Source organism: Geodermatophilus sp. SYSU D00698 (assembly GCF_054050335.1).
In genome coordinates, this window is sequence record NZ_JBJGZD010000004.1 from 219,167 (window position 1) to 239,305 (window position 20,139).

Consider the following 20,139-nt stretch of genomic DNA (forward strand, 5'->3'; position numbering starts at 1 on the left):
GAGCGTCGTAGCGTCGGACGCATGACGGCAGTGGCGCAGGACCCGGCACGCGGCGGCACGGTCTTCCCCGGCACGGCGTCCGACGGCGGCGAGCCGGCTCCCGCCGGGGAGAAGGCGCCGCGCCGGCCCTCGCTGTCGCCCAGCCGCGCGGCGGACTTCAAGACCTGCCCGCTGCTCTACCGCTTCCGCACCATCGACCGGCTGCCGGAGAGGAAGAGCGCCGCGGCGGTGCGCGGCACGCTGGTGCACGCGGTCCTGGAGCGGCTCTACGACCTGCCGCCGGCCGAGCGGACCGTCGAGGCGGCCCGCGGGCTGGTGGCGCCGGCGTGGGACGAGCTGCGCGCCGACGCCGAGGTCGAGGCGCTGTTCACCGCCGGCGAGGACGGGGCGGAGCCGCCGTCGCTGGAGGCCTGGCTGGACTCGGCCGGGAAGCTGGTGGAGACCTACTTCACCCTGGAGGACCCCACCCGCATCCAGCCGGAGGGCCGCGAGCAGCTGGTCGAGGTGACGCTGCCCGACGGGCTGCTGCTGCGCGGGTACGTCGACCGGCTCGACGTCGCCCGCAACGGCGCGCTGCGGGTCGTCGACTACAAGACCGGCTCGATGCCGCGCGAGGCGTTCGAGTCCAAGGCCCTGTTCCAGATGAAGTTCTACGCGCTGGTGCTGTGGCGCACCCGCGGCGTGGTGGCCTCCCAGCTCAAGCTCATCTACCTCGGCGACGGCGACGCGCTGACCTACGCCCCCGAGGAGGCCGAGCTCGTCCGCTTCGAGCGGACGCTGCTGGCGATCTGGGCGGCGATCGAGCGGGCGGTGGCCACCGGCGACTTCCGGCCCAACCGCACGCGGCTGTGCGACTGGTGCGACCACCAGGCGCTGTGCCCCTCCTTCGGCGGCACTCCCCCGCCCTTCCCCGCCGAGGCCGCCGCCCGGGCCGGCTGGGCGACGCTGCCGATCGTCGAGCGCGACTGACGCTCCCGCCCCGGCACCGGGCCGCTCCTGCCGGCCCGGCCCGCGGGGACGATCGCGGGACACCGGCCCCGGCAGGGTCCCGCCGGTCGCCGCTCCGCCGCCGTGGCACCGACCGGCAGGTCGGTCCGCGAGTTGGGGATAACGGTCAACGGACGGGAGCGGCGCGGCGGAGCGAGACGCGCCGGTCCCCGTCGACCGGCCGGCGCGGCCGGTCCTAGCGTCGGCGTCCCCGCCATCCAGGAGGCCGGCATGCGCGGCTACCGGGCCGACCACGCCTTCGACGGCGAGCGGGTGCTGCGCGACGGGGCCCTGGTGCTGGTCGACGACGGCCGGATCGTCGCCGTCGCGCCCGCCGGGGCCGCCCCGCCCGACGGCGTCCCCGTGACCGCGCTGCCCGGGACGACGCTGCTGCCGGGCCTGGTCGACACGCACGTGCACCTCTGCGGCGACAGCGGCCCCCGCGCCCTCGACCAGCTCCCCGAGCTGGAGCCGGCGCAGGTGGACGCGATCGTGGCCGCCGCCCTCCGGCAGCACCTGGCCGCCGGGGTCACGGCGGTGCGCGACCTCGGCGACGTCGGCTGGGCGGTGGTCGAGCGGGCACCGGCCGACGGCCCCACCGTGGTCGCGTCGGGCCCGCCGCTCACCTGCCCCGCCGGCCACTGCGCGGGCATGGGCGGCGAGGTCCGGGGCGCGGAGGCGTTGCGGGCCGCGGTCCGCGAGCGCGCCGAGCGGGGCGCGGACGTCGTCAAGCTGATGGCCAGCGGCGGGGCGATGACCGCGGGCACCGACATGGCCGCCTGCCAGTTCAGCGCCGCCGAGGTGCGCGCCGTCGTCGAGGAGGCGCACCGGCTGGGGCTGCCGGTCACCGCGCACGCGCACGCGCTGACCGCCGTCCGGCAGGTGCTGGGCGCCGGCGTCGACGGCATCGAGCACTGCTCGTGCCTGACCGCCACCGGCTGGGGCGTCCCGCCGGCGCTGGCGGAGCAGCTGGCCCGCGCGGGCACCGCCGTCTGCCCGACGCTGGGCCTGGCCGAGGGCACGGTGCCGCCGCCCCGGGTGCAGGAGCTCATCGACCGGCTGGACATGACCGAGCAGGCGCGCGCCGCCGACGCGGCCCGCCTGCACCGCGCGGGCGTCCGGGTCGTCAGCGGCGTCGACTGCGGCATCGCCCCGGGCAAGCCGCACGGGCTCCTGCCGCGGGCCGTCGCCTCGCTCGCCGACGGCGGGGTGCCCGCTCCCGAGGCGCTGGCGACGGCGACCTCGGTGGCGGCCGCCGCCTGCGGCCTCGGCGGGCGCACCGGGCGGCTGGCGCCCGGCCTGGACGCCGACCTGCTGCTGGTCGACGGCGACCCCACCGTGGACGTCGCCGCGCTGGCGCGGGTGCGGGTGGTGGTCTCCCGCGGCCGGGAGGTCGTGCCGGCCGGCTGAGGGGTCAGCGGCGCGGCGCGGTGTCCCGCCCGAGCAGCAGCCCCTCCAGGTCGGCCAGCCCGACGCCGGCCAGCGTGTCGCGCAGCACCAGGCCCGGCGCGGGCTCCAGCGGCTGCAGCGCGGGCACGCCGAGGACGGTCGCGCCCGCGGCCAGCCCGGCGGCCACGCCGGCCGCGGAGTCCTCGACGACGACGCAGTCCGCCGGGTCCACGCCGAGCGCGGCGGCGGCCTGCAGGTAGGGCGCCGGGTCGGGCTTGCGGGCGGGCACCTCGTCGCCGCAGACGGTGAGGTCGAACGGCGGCACGTCCGGGAACGCGCCCTCGACGTGCGCGATGACCACGTCGGCCAGGCGGCGCGGCGTCGTCGTCACCAGGGCGGTGGGCAGCGCGGCGGCGCGCACCTCGGCCAGCAGCTCGCGTGCGCCGGGCCGCCAGTGCAGGTCGGTGGCGAGCAGGCCGGCGACCGTCTCCTCCACCCAGGCGACGTCCGCGCGGGTCTGCTCGGCGGTGCGCTCGATCCCCAGGTCGGCCTGCAGGATCCGCATCGACGTCGCCATGCTGGTGCCGACCGTGGCCTCGCGGGCGGCGGCGCTCAGCTCACCGCCCAGGCGCCGGGCGAGGGCGAACAGAGCGTGCCCCCAGTGCTGCTCGGACTCCACCAGCGTGCCGTCCATGTCGAAGAGCACCGCGCGCAGGGCGGATCGGGTGTCGGGTTCAGGGAGGATCACGGCAGGTCTCTCGGGCAGACGGCAGGAGTGCGACGGCCCGCGCCGGCCGACGTCCCCAGTGTCCCACCGCGCCGGACCGGACCGGTGCCCGCACGCGAGGCGGTCAGTCCTCGACGCGGAACCCGATCTTGAGCGTCACCTGGACGTGCGCGACGTCGCCGTCGACGACCTGGCCCCGCACCTCCTGGACCTCGAACCACTCGACGTGCCGGATGGTCTGCGACGCCTTGCCGATCGCGGTGCGGATCGCGTCGTCGATGCCGGTCGGGCTGCTGCCGACGACCTCGGTCAGCCGGTACACGTGGTTGGCCATGGCGGTCTCCTCCCCGGGACGGCGGCGCCGTCCCGGGGTGATCCTGGCCCGGCCGGGGCCGGGCGCGGGAGGGCTCAGGCCCGGCGGCGGGCCCGCCGCAGCACCACCGCGCCGACCCCGCCGGCCACCGCGACGCCGATCGCGAGCCCGGTGCCGTTGCCCTCGGCCGGCATCTGCGTCGAGGGCGGGCACGCCGCGTCGGCCTTGCGGGCGGCGAGGTCGGTGCTGCCCAGGTGCCACATCGGGCCGCCGCCGTTCTCGACGGTCACGGAGAACACGCCGTGCCGCACCCCGGGGGCGAAGGTGGTCGGCTGCGGCTCGCCGAGCGGCGCCGGCGTCACCCGGTTGGCCGGGCCGACCGGGATGTCCACCGTCTCCCCGGTGCGGTTGTCGTAGCCGAACACCGCCGTCCAGCTGCCGTCGGCGTGCCGGACGACGCAGTCCACCAGCGGCACCACGTCGGGCGGGTCGGCGCGGTTCGGCGCCGCCCCGGCGACGCCGGGGGTGAGGGCGACGGCCGCGCCGACCGCGGTGGCCGCGAGTCCCCGCGCCAGGCGGCCCCGTCGCGTCGTGGAGCGTCCCGTCGTGTCCATGCCGTCCCTCGTGTCGCTGGTGAGCTGCACCTGACACGGGTCCATCGGCAGACGCGGGGGCGGCGGGGAGCCGGATCCCGGGATCCCACCCGGGCGGGTGAGCCCTACTCGAAGCGCACCGGCTGCCCGGTGGCCTCGAGCACCGACATCCACAGGTCGCCGAGCGGGTCGACGTGGTTGCGCCGGCTGACCGCCAGCGCCATCGGGAGGTGCACGAAGCGCCGGCGGCGGCGGGCCACGATCACCTCGGTGCGGCCGGCCATCGCCGCGTGCACGGCGGCGTGCGCCAGCCGCAGGCAGTAGGCGCTGTCGTAGGGGTTGGCCGGCACGCTGCGGATGGCGTAGCTGGGGTCGAAGTAGCGGACGTTGTTCTCGACCTTCGCGTCGTCGAGGTGCTCGGTGATCAGCCGGCGCAGCAGCCGCCCGATGTCCCCCAGCCGGACGTTGCCCGACGCGTCGCGGCCGGGCTCGTGCTCCTCGATGTGCTCCTGCCCGGCGCCCTCGGCCACCACGACGACGGCGTGGCCGCGCTCCTCGACCCGGCGGCGCAGGTGCTCGAGGAAGCCGTGCTCGCCCTGCAGCGCGAACGGCACCTCGGGGATGAGCACGTAGTCGGCGTCGTCCTTGGCCAGCGTCGAGTAGCAGGCGATGAACCCCGAGTGCCGGCCCATGAGCTTGACCAGGCCGACGCCGCCGGGCGCCGACCGCGCCTCGACGCTCGCCGCGTGGATCGACTTGGTCGCCTCCGACATCGCCGTCTGGAAGCCGAAGCTCTGGTCGATGTAGGGGATGTCGTTGTCGATGGTCTTGGGCACCCCGACGACGGCGATCTTCAGGCCGCGCTCCTCGATGACCCGCACGACCTCCATCGCCCCGCGGATGGTCCCGTCGCCGCCGATGACGAACAGGACGTTGATCGCCAGCCGCTCCAGGGCGTCGACGATCTCCTCGGGGTCCTGCACGCCGCGGGAGGTGCCGAGGATGGTGCCGCCCTCGTCGTCGATGTGCTGGACCACCTCGGGCGAGAGGTCGACGACGTCCTCCCCGTAGTGCGGGATGAAGCCGCGGTAGCCGTTGCGGAACCCCACGATCCGGCGCACGCCGTAGTGGCGGCACAGCTCGAGGACCAGCCCGCGGATGACGTCGTTGAGGCCGGGGCACAGCCCGCCGCAGGTGACGATGCCGACCCGGGTCTTGGCCGGGTCGAAGTAGATGCGCTTGCGCGGCCCGCCGGGCTCCAGGCTGGGCAGCCGGTCGACCGGCACGCCCCGGGTGCCGGCCATCGACAGGGTGTCGTCGAAGAGGATCCGGTCGTCCTCCTCCACCGAGTGCTGCGTGGTCTCCCGCGCGGCCAGCCGCTCCGCCAGCGGCGAGTCGATGCGGCACGGACCCAACGTCCGCACGGCGAGGTCCTCGTGTCCGATCACGAGGGTCAACGCTCCCACACCGGGGCACCGCCGCTGCGCGCGGCACCCCGGTCGTCAGGACGTCATGTCGACCGGTGACGGGCGGGAACGGCTCCGGTGCAGGGGCCCGCGCCGAGCGGAGCGAGGCGTGGCGGGCACCGGGCGGCCCCGCTGCAGGATCCCGCCGCGAGCGTGCGAGTGGCCGGGGGGGCAGCGGGGCCCTTCCTCAGTCGACGAGGTCGAGCGCCGCGCCGACCAGCGAGTCGACGTCGAGGCCGTGGTGGCGGTACACGCTGTCGAGGTCGCCGCTCTGGCCGAACCGGGTGACGCCCAGGTGCGCCGCCGGCACCCCGCGGACCCCGGCGAGGAACGCCAGCGTGTGCGGGTGCCCGTCGAGCACGGTGACCAGCGGCGCGGCCCGGTCGGCGGGGAACGCGCCGTCGAGCACCCACGGCGCGGCGTCGTCCAGCCCGCGACGGGCCTGCACGGCGCGGAACAGCAGGCCGGGACTGGTCACCACGACGACGTCGGCGGGGAAGCCGAGCCCGTCCAGCCGCTCGGCGGCGGCCAGGGCCTCGGGGACGACGGCGCCCATCGCGGCCAGCGTCACCGCCGGGCGCGGCACCCGGCGCAGCGGGTAGGCGCCGGCCACCACCTGCCGGCGGCGCCGCTCCCGGGCGGCCGGATCGGCGGGCACCGCGGCCAGCGCCTGGTCCACCGGGCGGGTGGACAGCCGCACGTACGCCGACTGCCCGCCGGGGCGGCCCATCCGGCCGAGCGCGGCCAGCAGGCACCACTCGGTGTCCAGGGCGAACGCCGGCTCGTAGGACAGGCAGCCGGGCTGCTCCAGCCCGATCGACGGCGTGGTCACCGACTGGTGCGCGCCGCCCTCGGGCGCCAGCGTCACCCCCGACGGCGTGCCGACCAGCAGCGACTGCCCGCCGGCGTAGATGGTGAACGACCACGGCTCCAGCGCCCGCTCGACGAACGGGTCGTAGAGGACGCCGACCGGCAGCAGCGGCTGGCCCCACCGCGACCAGGTGGCGCCGAGCTCGCCGATGGCGCCGACCAGGTTGGTCTCGGCGATGCCCAGCTCCACGTGCTGGCCGGAGGGCTTCTCCCGCCAGTGCAGGATCGTCTCGGCGTCGTCGGCGAACCAGTCGCGGCGGTCCTCGTGCGACCAGACGCCGACCTTGTTCACCCAGCCGCCGAGGTTGGTCGAGCTCGACACGTCGGGGCTGACGGTGACCACCCGGCGGCCCACCTCCGGGGCGGCGCGGTTGAGGTCGAGCAGCGTGCGGCCCAGCGCCGCCTGCGTGGTCGCGGTGCCCGAGGGGGTGCGGCCCAGGTCGGCCGGCACGGGCGGGGCGACGGCGTCGTCGACCGGGGGCCGGGCCAGCCGCCGCGCCGCGGCGGCGAGCAGCCCGGCGGGGCGGCTGCCGGCCGGGAACCCGGCCCACGGCTGCGCCGGGTCGACGCCGACGCGGGCGGCCAGCTCGTGCAGCTGGGCCTCGGTGAGCAGCGCGGAGTGGTTCTGCGGGTGGCCCTCGGTGGCCAGCCCGTAGCCCTTGAGCGTGTAGGCGATGACCACGGTGGGGCGGGTGTCGTCGATCCGCGCGAACGCCTGCCGCAGCGCGGTGAGGTCGTGCCCGCCGAGGTTGCGCACGGCGGCGACCAGGTCGGCGTCGGCCACGTCGGCGACGAGCCCGGCGACCGCGGCCGCGCCGGGCCCGTCCCCGGGCAGCTCCCGGCGGACCTCCGCGGGCGTGCGGCGCAGCAGCCGCTGGTACTCGGCGTTGCTCATCCCGTCGATGCGGTCGCGCAGCGCGGCCCCGCCGGGCCGGGTGAACAGCTCCTCCAGCAGCGCGCCGTACTTGACGGTGAGCACCTGCCAGCCGGCCGCGGTGAACATGCCCTGCAGCCGGGTGGCGCCCATGGTCGGGACGACGCGGTCCAGCGACTGCCGGTTGAGGTCGACGATCCAGTTCACCTCGCCGAGCTCGGCGACCATCGGGTCGAGCACGGCCTCCCAGACCGCGCCCTCGTCCAGCTCGGCGTCGCCCACCAGCGACCACTGCCGGCCGGTGCCGCCGGCGCCGAACTGGGTGTTGACGTAGCGGCGGGCCAGCGCGCCCCAGATCGGCGCGGTGGCCCCGATGCCGACCGAGCCGGTCGAGTAGTCCGCCGGGACGGGGTCCTTCGACCGCGACGGGTAGGACTGCAGGCCGCCGAACTCGCGCAGCGTGGTCAGCCACGAGGCGTCCAGCTGCCCGAGCAGGAACTCCAGCGCGTGCAGCACCGGGCTCGCGTGCGGCTTGACGCTCACCCGGTCGTCGGCGGCCAGCTGCTCCAGCCACAGCGCGGTCATGATCGTGACCATCGAGGCGCTGGACGCCTGGTGCCCGCCCACCTTGAGCCCGCTCGGGTTGGGGCGCACCCGGTTGGCGTGGTCGACGATCGCCGTCGCCAGCCACAGCACGCGCTGCTCGATCTCGCGCAGCGCGGCGTCGTCCGAGCCGGTGGCGGGGGGCCGCGGGGCGGCGAGCGTCATGGTCACTCCTGTCGGGTGGGCGGACGACCAGCATCGCGCGGACGCGCCCTCCTCCCGGTGGGAGGTCCGGTGTGCCACCGTCGCTCCCCGTGACCACCCCGGACCGCCCCGCCCTGCTGCGCTCGCTCTACCGGGCGTTCACCGCCCGCGACCTGGACGCGGTGGTGGCCGCCATGGCGCCGGACGTGGACTGGCCCAACGGCTGGGAGGGCGGCCGGGTGCACGGGCACGACGGCGTGCGGGACTACTGGGAGCGGCAGTGGGCGCAGGTCCGCCCGCTGGTGCGGCCGACCGGCGTCGAGGAGCGCCCGGACGGCTCGGTCGCGGTCACCGTGGCGCTGACCGTGCGCGACCCGGGCGGCACCGTGCTCTCGCGGGAGACGGTGCGCCACGTCTACCGGTTCAGCGGCGACCTGGTGGCGCGGATGGACCTCGAAGAGGTGGGCGGGGAGGGGTAGACGCGGCCCCCGGCCGGGGCGGGCCGGGGGCCGCGCCCGCTCACGGCACGAGGATCGCGCGTCCCCGTACCGTCCCGGCCTCGAGGTCGCGGAGCGCGTCCACGGCCCGGTCCAGCGGGTACTGCTGGGTGTGCAGGGTGACCTTCCCGGCCTGGGCGAGCACCATCAGCTCCGCCAGGTCGGTGTAGGTGCCGACGATGTTGCCGACGACGTTCTTCTCCCCGGCGACGAAGTCCAGCGTCGGGATGCGCAGCTCGCCGCCGTAGCCGATGACGTAGTACGAGCCGGCCGGGCGGGTCATGCGCCAGCCGTCCATCTCCGCGCCCTGCTCGGCGACGAAGTCGAAGACGACGTCCGCGCCCCCGCCGGTCAGCTCCTGGACGGCCTGCACCTGGCCGCCGTCGGCGACGACGGTCTCGTCCGCGCCGATCCGCCGGGCGAGCTCCAGGGCGTCGGGGTTGCGGTCGACGACGACGACCCGGGTGGCCGAGAGCGCGGCCAGGCACTGCACGCCGATGTGGCCGAGGCCGCCGGCGCCCAGGACGACCGCCGTCGTGCCCGGGTACAGCAGCGGCAGGGCCTTGCGCACCGCGTGGTAGGCGGTGATGCCGGCGTCGGCGAGCGCGGCGACGCCGGCCGGGTCGGTCGACGGGTCGAGCCTGACGCACGCGCGGGCGGTGGTGCGCAGGTACTCGGCCATCCCCCCGTCGTCGTTGCTCAGCCCGGGGAAGAACGCGTTCTCGCACTGCATGTCCCGGCCGGCGCGGCAGGCCGTGCACAGGCCGCAGCTGGGCTGCGGGTGCAGGATCACCGTGTCGCCGACGGCGACGTTGGTGACCCCCTCCCCCACGGCGTGCACCCAGCCGGCGTTCTCGTGCCCGATCACGTAGGGCAGGTCCGGGTTCTGCAGGTCGGCCCACTGGCCCTCGAGGATGTGCAGGTCGGTCCGGCACACCCCGGCGCCGCCGATCTTCACGATCACGTCGAGGGGGCCCCGCAGCTGCGGTTCGGGGATCTCGTCGATCGAGGGGTCGGCGTGGTACTCGTGCACGCGGACGGCCTTCATCTAGCGCACCTCCAGCGGGAGCAGGGGACGGTCGTACTGCTCGCCGTCCCTGGTGTACATCCGTCGGCCTCCGTCGGCTCCGGTCGTGAGCCGGGTCACGTGCTCGCCGCCGACGCTAGCGCGGGACGCGACCGCCGCGAACGCGCCCGGCGTCTCACCTCGAGACGCCGCGCCCGCCGCCGGGGCGGGTACCTCCCCGTGGCACGGGACACCGGCGTCCTGCCGTCCGGAGGTGCCCGTGGCCGAGCTGGTCCGGCCCACCGGAGCCGCTGCCCGACCCCGTGCCGGCCGGCCGGGGCAGCGCCCCGCGGGTGCGCGCGTCGTGGCGGCGCAGCCAGGGCTACGGCGTGCCGTCCGACGAGGTCGTGCCCGTGCTCACCGGCACGCCGGACACCGGCTCCCTGCTGTACGGGTGCGCGCACCGGGTGCTCACCGACCTGCAGACGACGATCGCCAACGAGCCGGTGAGCCTGATGGTCGCCGACCCGGCCGGGTTCGTGCTGGCCCGGATCGGCGACGACACCTCGGGACGTCGCCCCGTGGCTGGAGCTGTGGACCCCCGAACTGCGCGACGGCGACACGTGCGTGATCGTCTCCGGGCGGCACCGGCTGCCGGTCGTGCGGTGCCTGACCGAGCCGGGCACCACGATGACCCGCGTCGCCGAGGAGCTCGGCATCGGCCGGGCGACCCCCTACCGCAAGATCGCCCAGTACGGGATCACCGTCCCCCCCAGCGCTGACCCCGCGACGTGCCGGAACGGCCCCGGTGCGGCACCGGGACGGCCCCGTCCCGAGGTTCGTCCCGAGCGTGCGGGGCCGAGGAGGACGGGGGCCTTCGTCAGTCGTCGTCGGTGCGGTAGCCCAGGTTGGGGGCGAGCCAGCGCTCGGCCTCGGCGAGCGTCCAGCCCTTGCGGCGGGCGTAGTCCTCGACCTGGTCGCGGCCCAGCCGGCCCAGGTTGAAGTACCGGGCCTCCGGGTGCGAGAAGTACAGCCCGCTGACCGCGGCGCCCGGCCACATCGCCATGGACTCGGTCAGCTGCAGCCCGATCGAGGCCTCGACGTCGAGCAGGTCCCAGATCGTCTGCTTCTCGGTGTGCTCGGGGCAGGCCGGGTAGCCGGGCGCGGGGCGGATGCCGCGGTAGCGCTCGGCGATGAGGGCGTCGTTGTCCAGCCGCTCGTCGGCCGCGTAGCCCCAGAACTCCCGGCGCACCCGCTCGTGCAGCCGCTCGGCGAACGCCTCGGCCAGCCGGTCGGCGAGCGCCTCGAGCATGATCGCCGAGTAGTCGTCGTGGGCGGCCTTGAACGCCGCGACCCGCTCGGCCGAGCCGAGGCCCGCGGTGACGGCGAAGGCGCCGACGTGGTCGCGCAGCCCGGTCTCCTTCGGCGCCACGAAGTCGGCGAGCGACCTGCGCGGGGTGCCGTCGCGGCCCTCGGTCTGCTGCCGCAGCTGGTGCAGCACCGCGCGCACCCGCGTGCGGGACTCGTCGGTGTAGACCTCGATGTCCTCGCCGTCGACCCGGGCCGCCGGGAACAGCCCGAACACGCCGGAGGCGGTGAGCCAGCGCTCGGCGACGATCCGGTCGAGCATCGCCTGCGCGTCGGCGTACAGCCGCCGCGCGGCGTCGCCGGTGGCCGGGTTGTTCAGCAGGTCGGGGAACCGGCCGCGCATCTCCCAGGCGGTGAAGAACGGCTGCCAGTCGACGTAGCCGCGCAGCTCCTCCAGCGGGTAGTCGCGCAGCACGCGGGTGTAGCCGACCTCGGCGTGCGCGTGGTCGCAGGAGGGCCCGGTGCACACGTCGCGGGTCTGCTGCAGCAGCATCCGCGGCCGCGGCGGCGTGTAGGCCGACCAGTCCAGCGCCGGGGCGGCGGCGCGGGCGGCGGCCAGCGGCAGCAGCGTCCGGGTGTCGGTGCGCGCGGCGTGCCGCTCGCGCAGCGTCTCGTACTCGGTCTCGGTGGCCGCCAGCAGGCCGGGGCGCTGCTCGTCCGACAGCAGCGCCGCGACGACGGGCACCGACCGCGACGCGTCCTTCACCCAGATGACCGGGCCGTGGTAGCGCGGGGCGACCTTGACCGCGGTGTGCGCCCGCGACGTCGTGGCCCCGCCGATGAGCAGCGGCACCTCGAAGCCCTGCCGCTCCATCTCGCCGGCCAGGTTGACCATCTCGTCCAGCGAGGGCGTGATCAGCCCGGACAGGCCGATGACGTCGGCGCCGACCTCCTTGGCGGTGTCGAGCACCTTCTGCGCCGGCACCATGACGCCGAGGTCGACGACGTCGTAGTTGTTGCACTGCAGCACGACGCCCACGATGTTCTTGCCGATGTCGTGGACGTCGCCCTTCACCGTCGCCATGACCACGGTGCCGTTGGTGCGGTCGGCGTCGCCGGGCTGCTTCTCCGCCTCGATGTGGGGCACGAGGTGGGCCACGGCCTTCTTCATCACCCGCGCGGACTTCACCACCTGCGGCAGGAACATCTTCCCGGCGCCGAACAGGTCGCCGACGACGTTCATCCCGCCCATCAGCGGGCCCTCGATGACCTCGATCGGCCGGCCGCCGCGCGCGGCGATCTCCCGCCGCAGCTCCTCGGTGTCGGCCTCGACGAACTCGTCGATGCCCTTGACCAGGGCGTGGGTGATCCGCTCCTCGACCGGCAGCGCCCGCCACTCCTCGGCGGCGGCCTCCTCGGCGGCGCCGGAGGCGGCGTACTCGCCGGCGATCTCCAGCAGCCGCTCGGTGGCGTCGGGCCGGCGGGCCAGGACGACGTCCTCGATGCGCTCGCGCAGCCGCTCGGGGACCTCCTCGTACACCTCCAGCGCGCCGGCGTTGACGATGCCCATGTCCATCCCGGCGGCGATCGCGTGGAAGAGGAACACCGCGTGGATGGCCTCGCGGACGCGGTTGTTGCCGCGGAAGGAGAAGGAGACGTTGGAGACGCCGCCGGAGACCAGCGCGTGCGGCAGGTTCTCCTTGATCCAGCGGGTGGCCTCGATGAAGTCCAGGCCGTAGCGGGCGTGCTCCTCGATGCCGGTGGCGACGGCGAAGACGTTGGGGTCGAAGATCACGTCCTCGGGGGGGAAGCCGACCCGGTCGACGAGGATGTCGTACGCGCGGCGGCAGATCTGCTGCCGGCGCTCGAGGGTGTCGGCCTGCCCGTCCTCGTCGAAGGCCATGACGACGACGGCCGCGCCGTACCGGCGGCACAGCCGGGCGTGCTCGACGAACTCCGTCTCGCCGTTCTTCAGCGAGATCGAGTTGACGATCGACTTGCCCTGCAGCTGCTGGAGGCCGGCCTCGATGACCTCCCACTTGGAGGAGTCGACCATCACCGGCACGCGGCAGATGTCGGGCTCGGCGGCGATCAGGCGGGTGAAGCGGGTCATCGCCGCGACGCCGTCGATCATGCCCTCGTCCATGTTGACGTCGATGACCTGCGCGCCGGCCTCGACCTGCTGGCGGGCGACGGCCAGCGCCGTCGGGTAGTCGCCGTCGCGGATCAGCCGGCGGAACCGGGCCGAGCCGGTGATGTTGGTGCGCTCGCCGATGTTGACGAACAGCGAGTCGGCGTCGACGGTCAGCGGCTCCAGGCCCGACAGCCGCAGCGCCGGGCGGACGGCCGGCGGCGTGCGCGGCGGCAGCCCGTCCACCGCCGCGGCGACCGCGGCGATGTGCTCGGGCGTGGTGCCGCAGCAGCCGCCGACGACGTTGACGAAGCCGTCCTCGGCGAAGCCGTGCAGCACGCCGGCGGTGTCGGCGGGCGCCTCGTCGTACTCGCCGAAGGCGTTGGGCAGCCCGGCGTTGGGATAGCAGGAGACGAACGCGTCGGCGATCCGCGCCAGCTCGGCGACGTAGGGCCGCATCTCCTCGGCGCCCAGCGCGCAGTTGAGCCCGACCACCAGCGGCCGCACGTGGCGCACCGAGTGCCAGAACGCCTCGGTCGTCTGCCCCGACAGCGTCCGGCCGGACGCGTCGGTGATCGTGCCGGAGACCATCACCGGCCAGCGGCGGCCGCGCTGCTCGAACAGCGTCTCCAGCGCGACGATCGCGGCCTTGGCGTTGAGCGTGTCGAAGACCGTCTCGACCAGCAGCACGTCCGCGCCGCCGTCGACCAGGCCGCCGGCCTGCTCCAGGTAGGCCTCGACCAGCTCGGGGAAGGTGACGTTGCGGGCGCCGGGGTCGTTGACGTCGGGCGAGATGGACGCCGTCCGGGTGGTCGGGCCCATCGCGCCGGCGACGTACCGCGGCTTCCCCGGGGTGCGCGCGGTGGCCGCGTCGGCCTCGCGGCGGGCCAGCCGGGCCGCCGCGACGTTGATCTCCCGTGCGAGCGCGGCCATGCCGTAGTCGGCCAGCGAGACGGCGTTGGCGTTGAAGGTGTTGGTCTCGACCAGGTCGGCGCCGGCGTCGAGGTACTCGCGGTGGATGCCCGCCACCAGCTCCGGCCGGGTGAGCACCAGCAGGTCGTTGTTGCCCTGGACGTCGACCGGCCAGTCGGCGAAGCGCTCCCCGCGGTAGCCGGCCTCGCTCGGGCGGTCCCGCTGGATCGCGGTCCCCATCGCGCCGTCGAGCACGAGGATCCGCTGCTCCATCAGGGAGGTGAGCTCCGCCGTCGCGTCGGGCCGGAGGTCGGGGGCGTCGGTCACGGGCATCCTCGGGGTGCGTTCGGAACGGTGCCGGGATCTCGTGTGCAAGCGTGCCCGACACCGACGCCGGGTGGTCCGGGGAGCAACCCGGGACGTCCGGGACATCTTCCCATCCCGCGCCACCCCGGTCGGGCGGCCCGACCGACGTAGGCTCGCAGGGGTGATCGACCCGAAGTCCGCTCCCGAGGACCTGCCCCAGCTGAACCGGCCGGTGGCGGTGGTCGCCTTCGAGGGCTGGAACGACGCCGGGGACGCCGCCACCGGGGCGCTCGAGCACCTGGAGCTCATCTGGGACGCCACCCCCCTCGCGGCGCTCGACCCCGAGGACTACTACGACTTCCAGGTCAACCGCCCCACCGTCTCGCTCGTGGGCGGGGTGAGCCGGCGCGTCGAGTGGCCGACGACGCGCATCTCCGTGGCCCGCCCGCCGGGCAGCGACCGCGACGTCGTCCTGATCCGCGGGATCGAGCCCAACATGCGCTGGCGCGGGTTCTGCGCCGAGCTGATCGAGCTGTGCGAGGAGCTCGGCGTCCAGACCGTGGTGGCGCTGGGCGCCCTGCTCGCCGACACCCCGCACACCCGGCCCACCCCGGTCTCCGGCTCGGCCTACGACCAGGAGTCCGCGCGCACCTACGGCCTGGAGACCTCCCGCTACGAGGGGCCCACCGGCATCCTCGGCGTCTTCCAGGACGCGTGCGTGCAGGCCGGCCTGCCGGCGGTGAGCTTCTGGGCGGCGGTCCCCCACTACGTCTCCCAGCCGCCCTCGCCGCGGGCCACCGTCGCGCTGCTGCAGCGGGTCGAGGAGGTGCTGGAGCTGGCGGTGCCGCTCGGCGCGCTCCCGCAGCAGGCCGACGACTGGGTGAAGACCGTCGACGAGATGGCGCAGGAGGACGCCGAGGTCGTCGAGTACGTGCGCTCGCTGGAGGAGCGCGCCACCGAGACCGACCTGTCCCAGGCCGACGGCGACCAGATCGCCCGCGAGTTCGAGCGCTACCTCCGCCGCCGCGGCTCCTCCCCCAACTGAGCGCCCCTCCCGGCAACCGGCTCCGCCCGCGGCGGCGCCCAGCGTCCGGTGGCACAGCAGAGTTGGGGATAACGGTCGCGGCGACGGTCGTGCGGTCGATCCCCGTGCCCTGCCGGTGCTGCACGCCCGGCAGGGCACGAGGGACCCCGGCGACGGCCCGCCCCCCGGGCCGCACGGTCACTCGCGGCGCAGCAGCGGGGCCATGCGGGCGGCGGCGTCGTCGCCGAAGAGCCGGTCGTGGGTGGCCAGCGCGTACCGGTCGGTCATCCCCGAGACGTAGTCGACGACCTGGGTGACGACGTCGGCCTCGGTGTCCCGGTAGGACGCCGGGATGAGGCCGGGCGCGGCGAGGTGGTGGTCGACCAGCCGCCGGATGACGTCGACCGCCAGCTGCTTCTGCCCCGCGGCGGTCTCGGACAGGTAGACCCGCCGGAACATGAAGGTCCGCAGCTCGTCCATCGCGGCCAGCGGCTCGTCGGCCATGACCACCGCGCCGCCGTCGGCCAGGGAGCCGGCGACGACGGCGTCGACCATCGCGCCCACCATCGCGCTGCCGGGCTCGCCGAACAGCTCGCGGGCGCGGGCGGGCAGGTCGGGCACGCGCAGCACCCCGGCGCGGACGGCGTCGAGCGCGTCGTGGGAGAGGTAGGCGATCCGGTCGGCGTACCGCACGCACTCCCCCTCGCGCGTGGCCGGCGGCGGGGTGATCTTCCAGCTGTGCGCGCGGATGCCGTCGCGCACCTCCCAGGTGAGGTTCAGGTGCTCCAGCACCTCGACGATCCGCACCCCCTGCGCCGCGTGGTGCCACCCGCCGGGGACGTAGGGGTCGAACGCGTCCTCGCCGATGTGGCCGAACGGCGAGTGGCCGACGTCGTGGCCCAGCGCGATCGCCTCGGCGAGGGTCTCGTTCAGTCCCAGTGCGCGGGCGATGGCCCGGGCGACCTGGGTGACCTGCAGCGTGTGGGTGAGCCGGGTGACGAAGTGGTCGCCGTCGGGGTTGAGGAAGACCTGGGTCTTGTGCTTGAGCCGGCGGAAGGCCTTGGCGTGCAGGATGCGGTCCCGGTCCCGCTCGAAGGCGGTGCGCAGCCGGTCCTCGGGCTCGTCGACGGCGCGGCCGCGGGTGGCCGCCGACCGGGCCGCGGCCGGGGCGAGGCCCTGCTCCTCCCGCTCGCGCGCGGCGCGGTCGGTGAAGCAGAAGCCCCCGCCCATCAGCCCTCCTGCGGCGCGGTGTCGAGCTCGATCCCGAGCAGCGCGTCGACGGCGTCGGCCACCACCGCGGGGGCGCCGTCGTCGCTCTCGCCCTCCCCGGCCAGCGTGGCGGCCGCCCAGGCGTCGACGGCGGCGATCGCGCCGGGGCTGTCGAGGTCGTCGGCCAGCCGCTCGCGCAGCGCGGCCAGCACCGGTGCGGCGGGCGCGCCGGCGTCGCGGGCGGTGGCCCGCCGCCAGGTGGCCAGCCGCGCCTCGGCGGCGGACAGCAGGTCCGGCGTCCAGGCGCGGTCGGTGCGGTAGTGGCCCGACAGCAGCGCCAGCCGGATCGCCATCGGGTCGACGCCCTCGCCGCGCAGCTTGGAGACGAACACCAGGTTGCCCCGGCTCTTGCTCATCTTCTCGCCGTCCAGGCCGATCATCGCCGCGTGCACGTAGGCCCGGGCGAACGGCTTGGTCCCGGTGAGCGCCTCGGCGTGGACGGCGGAGTACTCGTGGTGCGGGAAGACCAGGTCGCTGCCGCCGCCCTGGACGTCGAAGCCCATGCCGATGGTGTCCAGCGCGATCGCGGCGCACTCGACGTGCCAGCCGGGCCGGCCGTCGATGCCGCGCGGGCCGGGCCACGACGGCTCGCCCTCCCGGGCGCCGCGCCACAGCAGCGGGTCGAGCCGGTTGCGCTTGCCCGGGCGGTCGGGGTCGCCGCCGCGCTCGGCGGACAGCGCGAGCATGGTGGCCTCGTCGTAGCCGGACTCCTCGCCGAAGCCCGGTGCCTGCGCCACGTCGTGGTAGACGTCGCCGGTGCCGTCGTCGAGGACGTAGGCCAGGCCCGCGTCCAGCAGCGTCTCCACGTGCGCGACGATCAGCGGGATCGCCGCGACCGCGCCGACGTAGTCCTCGGGCGGCAGCACCCGCAGCGCGGTCATGTCCTCGCGGAACAGCGCGGTCTCGCGCATGGCCAGGACGACCCAGTCCTCGCCGTCGCGCTCGGCGCGCTCGAGCAGCGGGTCGTCGATGTCGGTGACGTTCTGCACGTAGTGGACCGCGTGCCCGGCGTCCCGCCACACCCGGTTGACCAGGTCGAAGGCCAGGTAGGTGGCGGCGTGGCCGAGGTGGGTGGCGTCGTAGGGGGTGATCCCGCAGACGTACATCCGCGCCACGGCGTCGGGCTCGGTGTCCACGACCTGCCCGCGCGCGGTGTCGTAGAGCCGCAGGACCGGACCGGGGCCCGGGAGGGTCGGCAGGAGCGGGGCGGGCCAGCTGAGCACGTCAGCGAGCCTAGTTGCGCTCCCGGCGCGCCCGCGGGCGCCGTCCCTCCCTGGGGAACGGCGCCCGCGGGGCCGGTCGCCTACTGGTCGTCGTCGTCGTCGACCCACTCGAGGGTCCGGGTCACCGCCTTCTGCCACTTGCGGTAGTAGCGGTCGCGGGTGGCCTGGTCCATCTCCGGGCTCCACCGCTTGTCCTCGGCCCACTGGCTGCTGAGCTCGTCCTCGTCGGCCCAGAACCCGACCGCGAGGCCCGCGGCGTAGGCCGCGCCCAGCGCCGTCGTCTCGGCGATCTTCGGGCGGACGACGTCGACGCCGAGGATGTCGGCCTGGAACTGCATCAGCAGCTCGTTGACCACCATGCCGCCGTCGACCCGCAGCTCGGTGAGGGCCACCCCCGAGTCGGCGTTCATGGCGTCGACGACCTCGCGGGTCTGGTAGGCCGTGGCCTCCAGCACCGCCCGGGCCAGGTGGCCGCGGTTGACGTACCGGGTGAGCCCGACCAGCGCGCCGCGGGCGTCGGAGCGCCAGTGCGGGGCGAACAGGCCGGAGAAGGCCGGCACGAAGTAGGCGCCGCCGTTGTCGTCCACCGACCGGGCCACCGCCTCGATCTCCCCCGCGCCGCCGATCAGGCGCAGGTTGTCCCGCACCCACTGCACCAGCGAGCCGGTGACGGCGATCGAGCCCTCCAGCGCGTACACGGGCTTGCGGCCGCCGATCTGGTAGCAGACCGTCGTCAGCAGGCCGTTGCGCGAGGACACCGCCTCCTCGCCGGTGTTGAGCAGCAGGAAGTTGCCGGTGCCGTAGGTGTTCTTGGCCATGCCCTTCCGGAAGCAGACCTGCCCGAAGGTGGCCGCCTGCTGGTCACCGAGCGAGCCGGCGATCCTCACGCCGGCCAGCGCGCCGGCCTTGCGGCCCTCGCCGTAGACCTCGGAGTTCGAGCGGATCTCCGGCAGCATCGACACGGGGATGCGCATGTCCGCGGCGATCGACTCGTCCCACGCCAGGGTGCTGTAGTCCATGAGCATGGTGCGCGAGGCGTTGCTGACGTCGGTGAGGTGCAGGCCGCCGTCGGTGCCGCCGGTCATCTGCCACAGCAGCCAGCTGTCGATCGTGCCCATGAGCAGGTCGCCGCGCTCGGCGCGCTCGCGGGCGCCCTCGACGTTGTCGAGGATCCAGGTCACCTTGGGCCCGGCGAAGTAGGTGGCCAGCGGCAGGCCGACCTTCTCCTTGTACCGGTCCGCTCCCCCGCCGAGCTCGCCGAGCTCGGTGACGATGCGGTCGGTGCGGGTGTCCTGCCAGACGATCGCGTTGTACACCGGCTCGCCGGTGGTCTTGTCCCACACGACGGTGGTCTCGCGCTGGTTGGTGATGCCGACGGCGGCGAGGTCGGAGCCGACCAGGTCGGCGCGGGCCAGCGCCTGCCCGACCACCTCGCGGACGTTGCTCCAGATCTCCAGCGGGTCGTGCTCGACCCAGCCGGCGCGCGGGAAGATCTGCGCGTGCTCCTTCTGGGCCACGGCGACGACGGCGCCGTCGTGGTCGAAGACCATGCAGCGGGTGCTGGTGGTGCCCTGGTCGATGGCGGCGATGTAGCTGCTCACGGTTCCTCCGGGTGCGACGGTGCAGGGGGACGGTGCAGGGGACGGGTGCGGACGGCCGGTGCGGTGGCCGGCGGGACGGCCGGGCGGTCAGAAGCCCTGGGCGAGCAGGCCGGCCAGGGCGCCGCCGACGAGCGGGCCGACGACGGGGACCCACGCGTAGCCCCAGTCGCTGCCGCCCTTCTTCGGGATGGGCAGCACGGCGTGCGCGATGCGCGGCCCCAGGTCGCGGGCGGGGTTGATCGCGTACCCGGTCGGTCCACCGAGCGAGTTGCCGATGCCGACGACCAGCAGGGCGACGGCGAGCGGCCCGATCTGGCTCGGCGTGTCACCGAACTTCAGGATGATGTAGACGAGCACGAAGGTGCCGATGGCCTCGGTGACCGCGTTCCACGGGAGGCTGCGGATCGCCGGCCCCGTGGAGAAGGTCGCGAGGATCTCCCCGGGCTCGTCGTGCGCGGCGTAGTGCTTCTGGTAGGCGAGCCAGGCGACGACGGCGCCGAGGAACGCGCCGACGAACTCGCCGGCGAAGTAGACCAGGGTGCTGCCGAACGTGACGTCGACGCCGGGGGCGTACTCGTCGGCCCCGAAGGCCCACAGCCCGACGGTGACCGCCGGGTTGAGGTGGGCACCGCTGCGGTAGGCCGCGTAGATGCCGGCGAAGACGCCCAGGCCCCAGCCGAAGTTGATGAGCAGCCAGCCGCCGCCGTGCCCCTTGGAGTCGGTGAGCAGGACGTTGGCGACGACGCCGACGCCGAAGAGCAGCAGGATCGCGGTGCCGAGCACCTCGGAGAAGAAGACGGAGGTCAGTGACACGCTGAGACACCTCTCTGTGTCCGGTTGTGCCGTGATGGGGGCCCGCCCGGTCCGGGCGGGTGGTGCGGGGTGCCTGCCTCCAC

At 75.1% G+C, this 20,139-nt stretch carries 15 protein-coding genes; 4 read left to right on the plus strand and 11 right to left on the minus strand.

Features of this window, described 5'->3' with window-relative positions; all coding sequences use genetic code 11:
• Positions 1–21 precede the first annotated feature (21 nt).
• Entirely contained in the window at positions 22–969 is a 948-nt protein-coding gene (locus ACI8AB_RS05890) for a RecB family exonuclease (protein WP_456949323.1), read from the plus strand.
• 249 nt (positions 970–1,218) lie between these two features.
• Complete coding sequence (locus ACI8AB_RS05895) at positions 1,219–2,397, plus strand: amidohydrolase family protein (protein WP_456949324.1); 1,179 nt, start codon at positions 1,219–1,221, stop codon at positions 2,395–2,397.
• A 4-nt stretch (positions 2,398–2,401) separates the two neighbouring features.
• On the opposite strand, the gene ACI8AB_RS05900 is transcribed toward ACI8AB_RS05895, so the two are convergent.
• The 5 genes from ACI8AB_RS05900 to ACI8AB_RS05920 form a co-directional block, all read right to left on the minus strand.
• A complete protein-coding gene (locus ACI8AB_RS05900; RefSeq protein WP_387989656.1) occupies positions 2,402–3,124 on the minus strand; it encodes an HAD family hydrolase in 723 nt (240 codons plus the stop codon).
• A gap of 103 nt (positions 3,125–3,227) precedes the next feature.
• A complete protein-coding gene (locus ACI8AB_RS05905; protein ID WP_387989654.1) occupies positions 3,228–3,437 on the minus strand; it encodes a dodecin in 210 nt (69 codons plus the stop codon).
• A gap of 74 nt (positions 3,438–3,511) precedes the next feature.
• Positions 3,512–4,030: a hypothetical protein gene (locus tag ACI8AB_RS05910; protein ID WP_456949325.1), complete on the minus strand. Its 519-nt coding sequence runs from the start codon at positions 4,028–4,030 to the stop codon at positions 3,512–3,514.
• Between the two features lie 104 nt (positions 4,031–4,134).
• Positions 4,135–5,457: an ATP-dependent 6-phosphofructokinase gene (locus ACI8AB_RS05915; protein WP_456949326.1), complete on the minus strand. Its 1,323-nt coding sequence runs from the start codon at positions 5,455–5,457 to the stop codon at positions 4,135–4,137.
• A 205-nt stretch (positions 5,458–5,662) separates the two neighbouring features.
• Positions 5,663–7,987 (minus strand): transketolase-like TK C-terminal-containing protein, encoded by a 2,325-nt coding sequence (locus ACI8AB_RS05920; protein WP_456949327.1) that lies wholly within the window; start codon positions 7,985–7,987, stop codon positions 5,663–5,665.
• 89 nt (positions 7,988–8,076) lie between these two features.
• Between ACI8AB_RS05920 and ACI8AB_RS05925 the strand changes: the two genes are divergently transcribed.
• Complete coding sequence (locus ACI8AB_RS05925; protein WP_456949328.1) at positions 8,077–8,445, plus strand: nuclear transport factor 2 family protein; 369 nt, start codon at positions 8,077–8,079, stop codon at positions 8,443–8,445.
• Between the two features lie 40 nt (positions 8,446–8,485).
• Here ACI8AB_RS05925 and ACI8AB_RS05930 read toward each other — a convergent pair whose 3' ends face one another.
• Positions 8,486–9,511: an NAD(P)-dependent alcohol dehydrogenase gene (locus tag ACI8AB_RS05930; RefSeq protein ID WP_456949329.1), complete on the minus strand. Its 1,026-nt coding sequence runs from the start codon at positions 9,509–9,511 to the stop codon at positions 8,486–8,488.
• An 838-nt stretch (positions 9,512–10,349) separates the two neighbouring features.
• Positions 10,350–14,147 (minus strand): methionine synthase, encoded by a 3,798-nt coding sequence (gene metH, locus ACI8AB_RS05935; protein WP_456949330.1) that lies wholly within the window; start codon positions 14,145–14,147, stop codon positions 10,350–10,352.
• Between the two features lie 160 nt (positions 14,148–14,307).
• Here metH and ACI8AB_RS05940 point away from each other — a divergent pair, with 160 nt between their 5' ends.
• On the plus strand, positions 14,308–15,171 hold the full coding sequence (locus ACI8AB_RS05940; RefSeq protein ID WP_387989633.1) for a PAC2 family protein: 864 nt from the start codon (positions 14,308–14,310) through the stop codon (positions 15,169–15,171).
• A 177-nt stretch (positions 15,172–15,348) separates the two neighbouring features.
• Here the strand turns inward: ACI8AB_RS05940 and ACI8AB_RS05945 are convergent, their stop codons facing one another.
• From ACI8AB_RS05945 to ACI8AB_RS05960, 4 genes are all read right to left on the minus strand, one after another.
• The gene (locus ACI8AB_RS05945) at positions 15,349–16,380 is read right to left on the minus strand and encodes an HD domain-containing protein (protein ID WP_456949331.1); all 1,032 of its coding nucleotides are present in this window, start codon (positions 16,378–16,380) and stop codon (positions 15,349–15,351) included.
• Complete coding sequence (gene mshC / locus ACI8AB_RS05950; RefSeq protein ID WP_456949332.1) at positions 16,380–17,642, minus strand: cysteine--1-D-myo-inosityl 2-amino-2-deoxy-alpha-D-glucopyranoside ligase; 1,263 nt, start codon at positions 17,640–17,642, stop codon at positions 16,380–16,382. Before mshC ends, ACI8AB_RS05945 begins: the two co-directional genes overlap by 1 nt.
• Before the next feature lie 80 nt (positions 17,643–17,722).
• A complete protein-coding gene (gene glpK, locus ACI8AB_RS05955) occupies positions 17,723–19,243 on the minus strand; it encodes a glycerol kinase GlpK (RefSeq protein ID WP_456949333.1) in 1,521 nt (506 codons plus the stop codon).
• 87 nt (positions 19,244–19,330) lie between these two features.
• Entirely contained in the window at positions 19,331–20,056 is a 726-nt protein-coding gene (locus ACI8AB_RS05960) for an MIP/aquaporin family protein (protein ID WP_456949334.1), read from the minus strand.
• Between the last annotated feature and the right edge of the window lie 83 nt (positions 20,057–20,139).

Coding starts and splice junctions, on each gene's coding strand:
- ACI8AB_RS05905 (WP_387989654.1), bottom strand. CDS start 3,437: ATGGCCAACCACGTGTACCGGCTGACCGAGGTCGTCGGCAGCAGCCCG.
- ACI8AB_RS05945 (WP_456949331.1), bottom strand. CDS start 16,380: ATGGGCGGGGGCTTCTGCTTCACCGACCGCGCCGCGCGCGAGCGGGAG.
- ACI8AB_RS05930 (WP_456949329.1), bottom strand. CDS start 9,511: ATGAAGGCCGTCCGCGTGCACGAGTACCACGCCGACCCCTCGATCGAC.
- ACI8AB_RS05890 (WP_456949323.1), top strand. CDS start 22: ATGACGGCAGTGGCGCAGGACCCGGCACGCGGCGGCACGGTCTTCCCC.
- ACI8AB_RS05910 (WP_456949325.1), bottom strand. CDS start 4,030: ATGGACACGACGGGACGCTCCACGACGCGACGGGGCCGCCTGGCGCGG.
- ACI8AB_RS05920 (WP_456949327.1), bottom strand. CDS start 7,987: ATGACGCTCGCCGCCCCGCGGCCCCCCGCCACCGGCTCGGACGACGCC.
- ACI8AB_RS05895 (WP_456949324.1), top strand. CDS start 1,219: ATGCGCGGCTACCGGGCCGACCACGCCTTCGACGGCGAGCGGGTGCTG.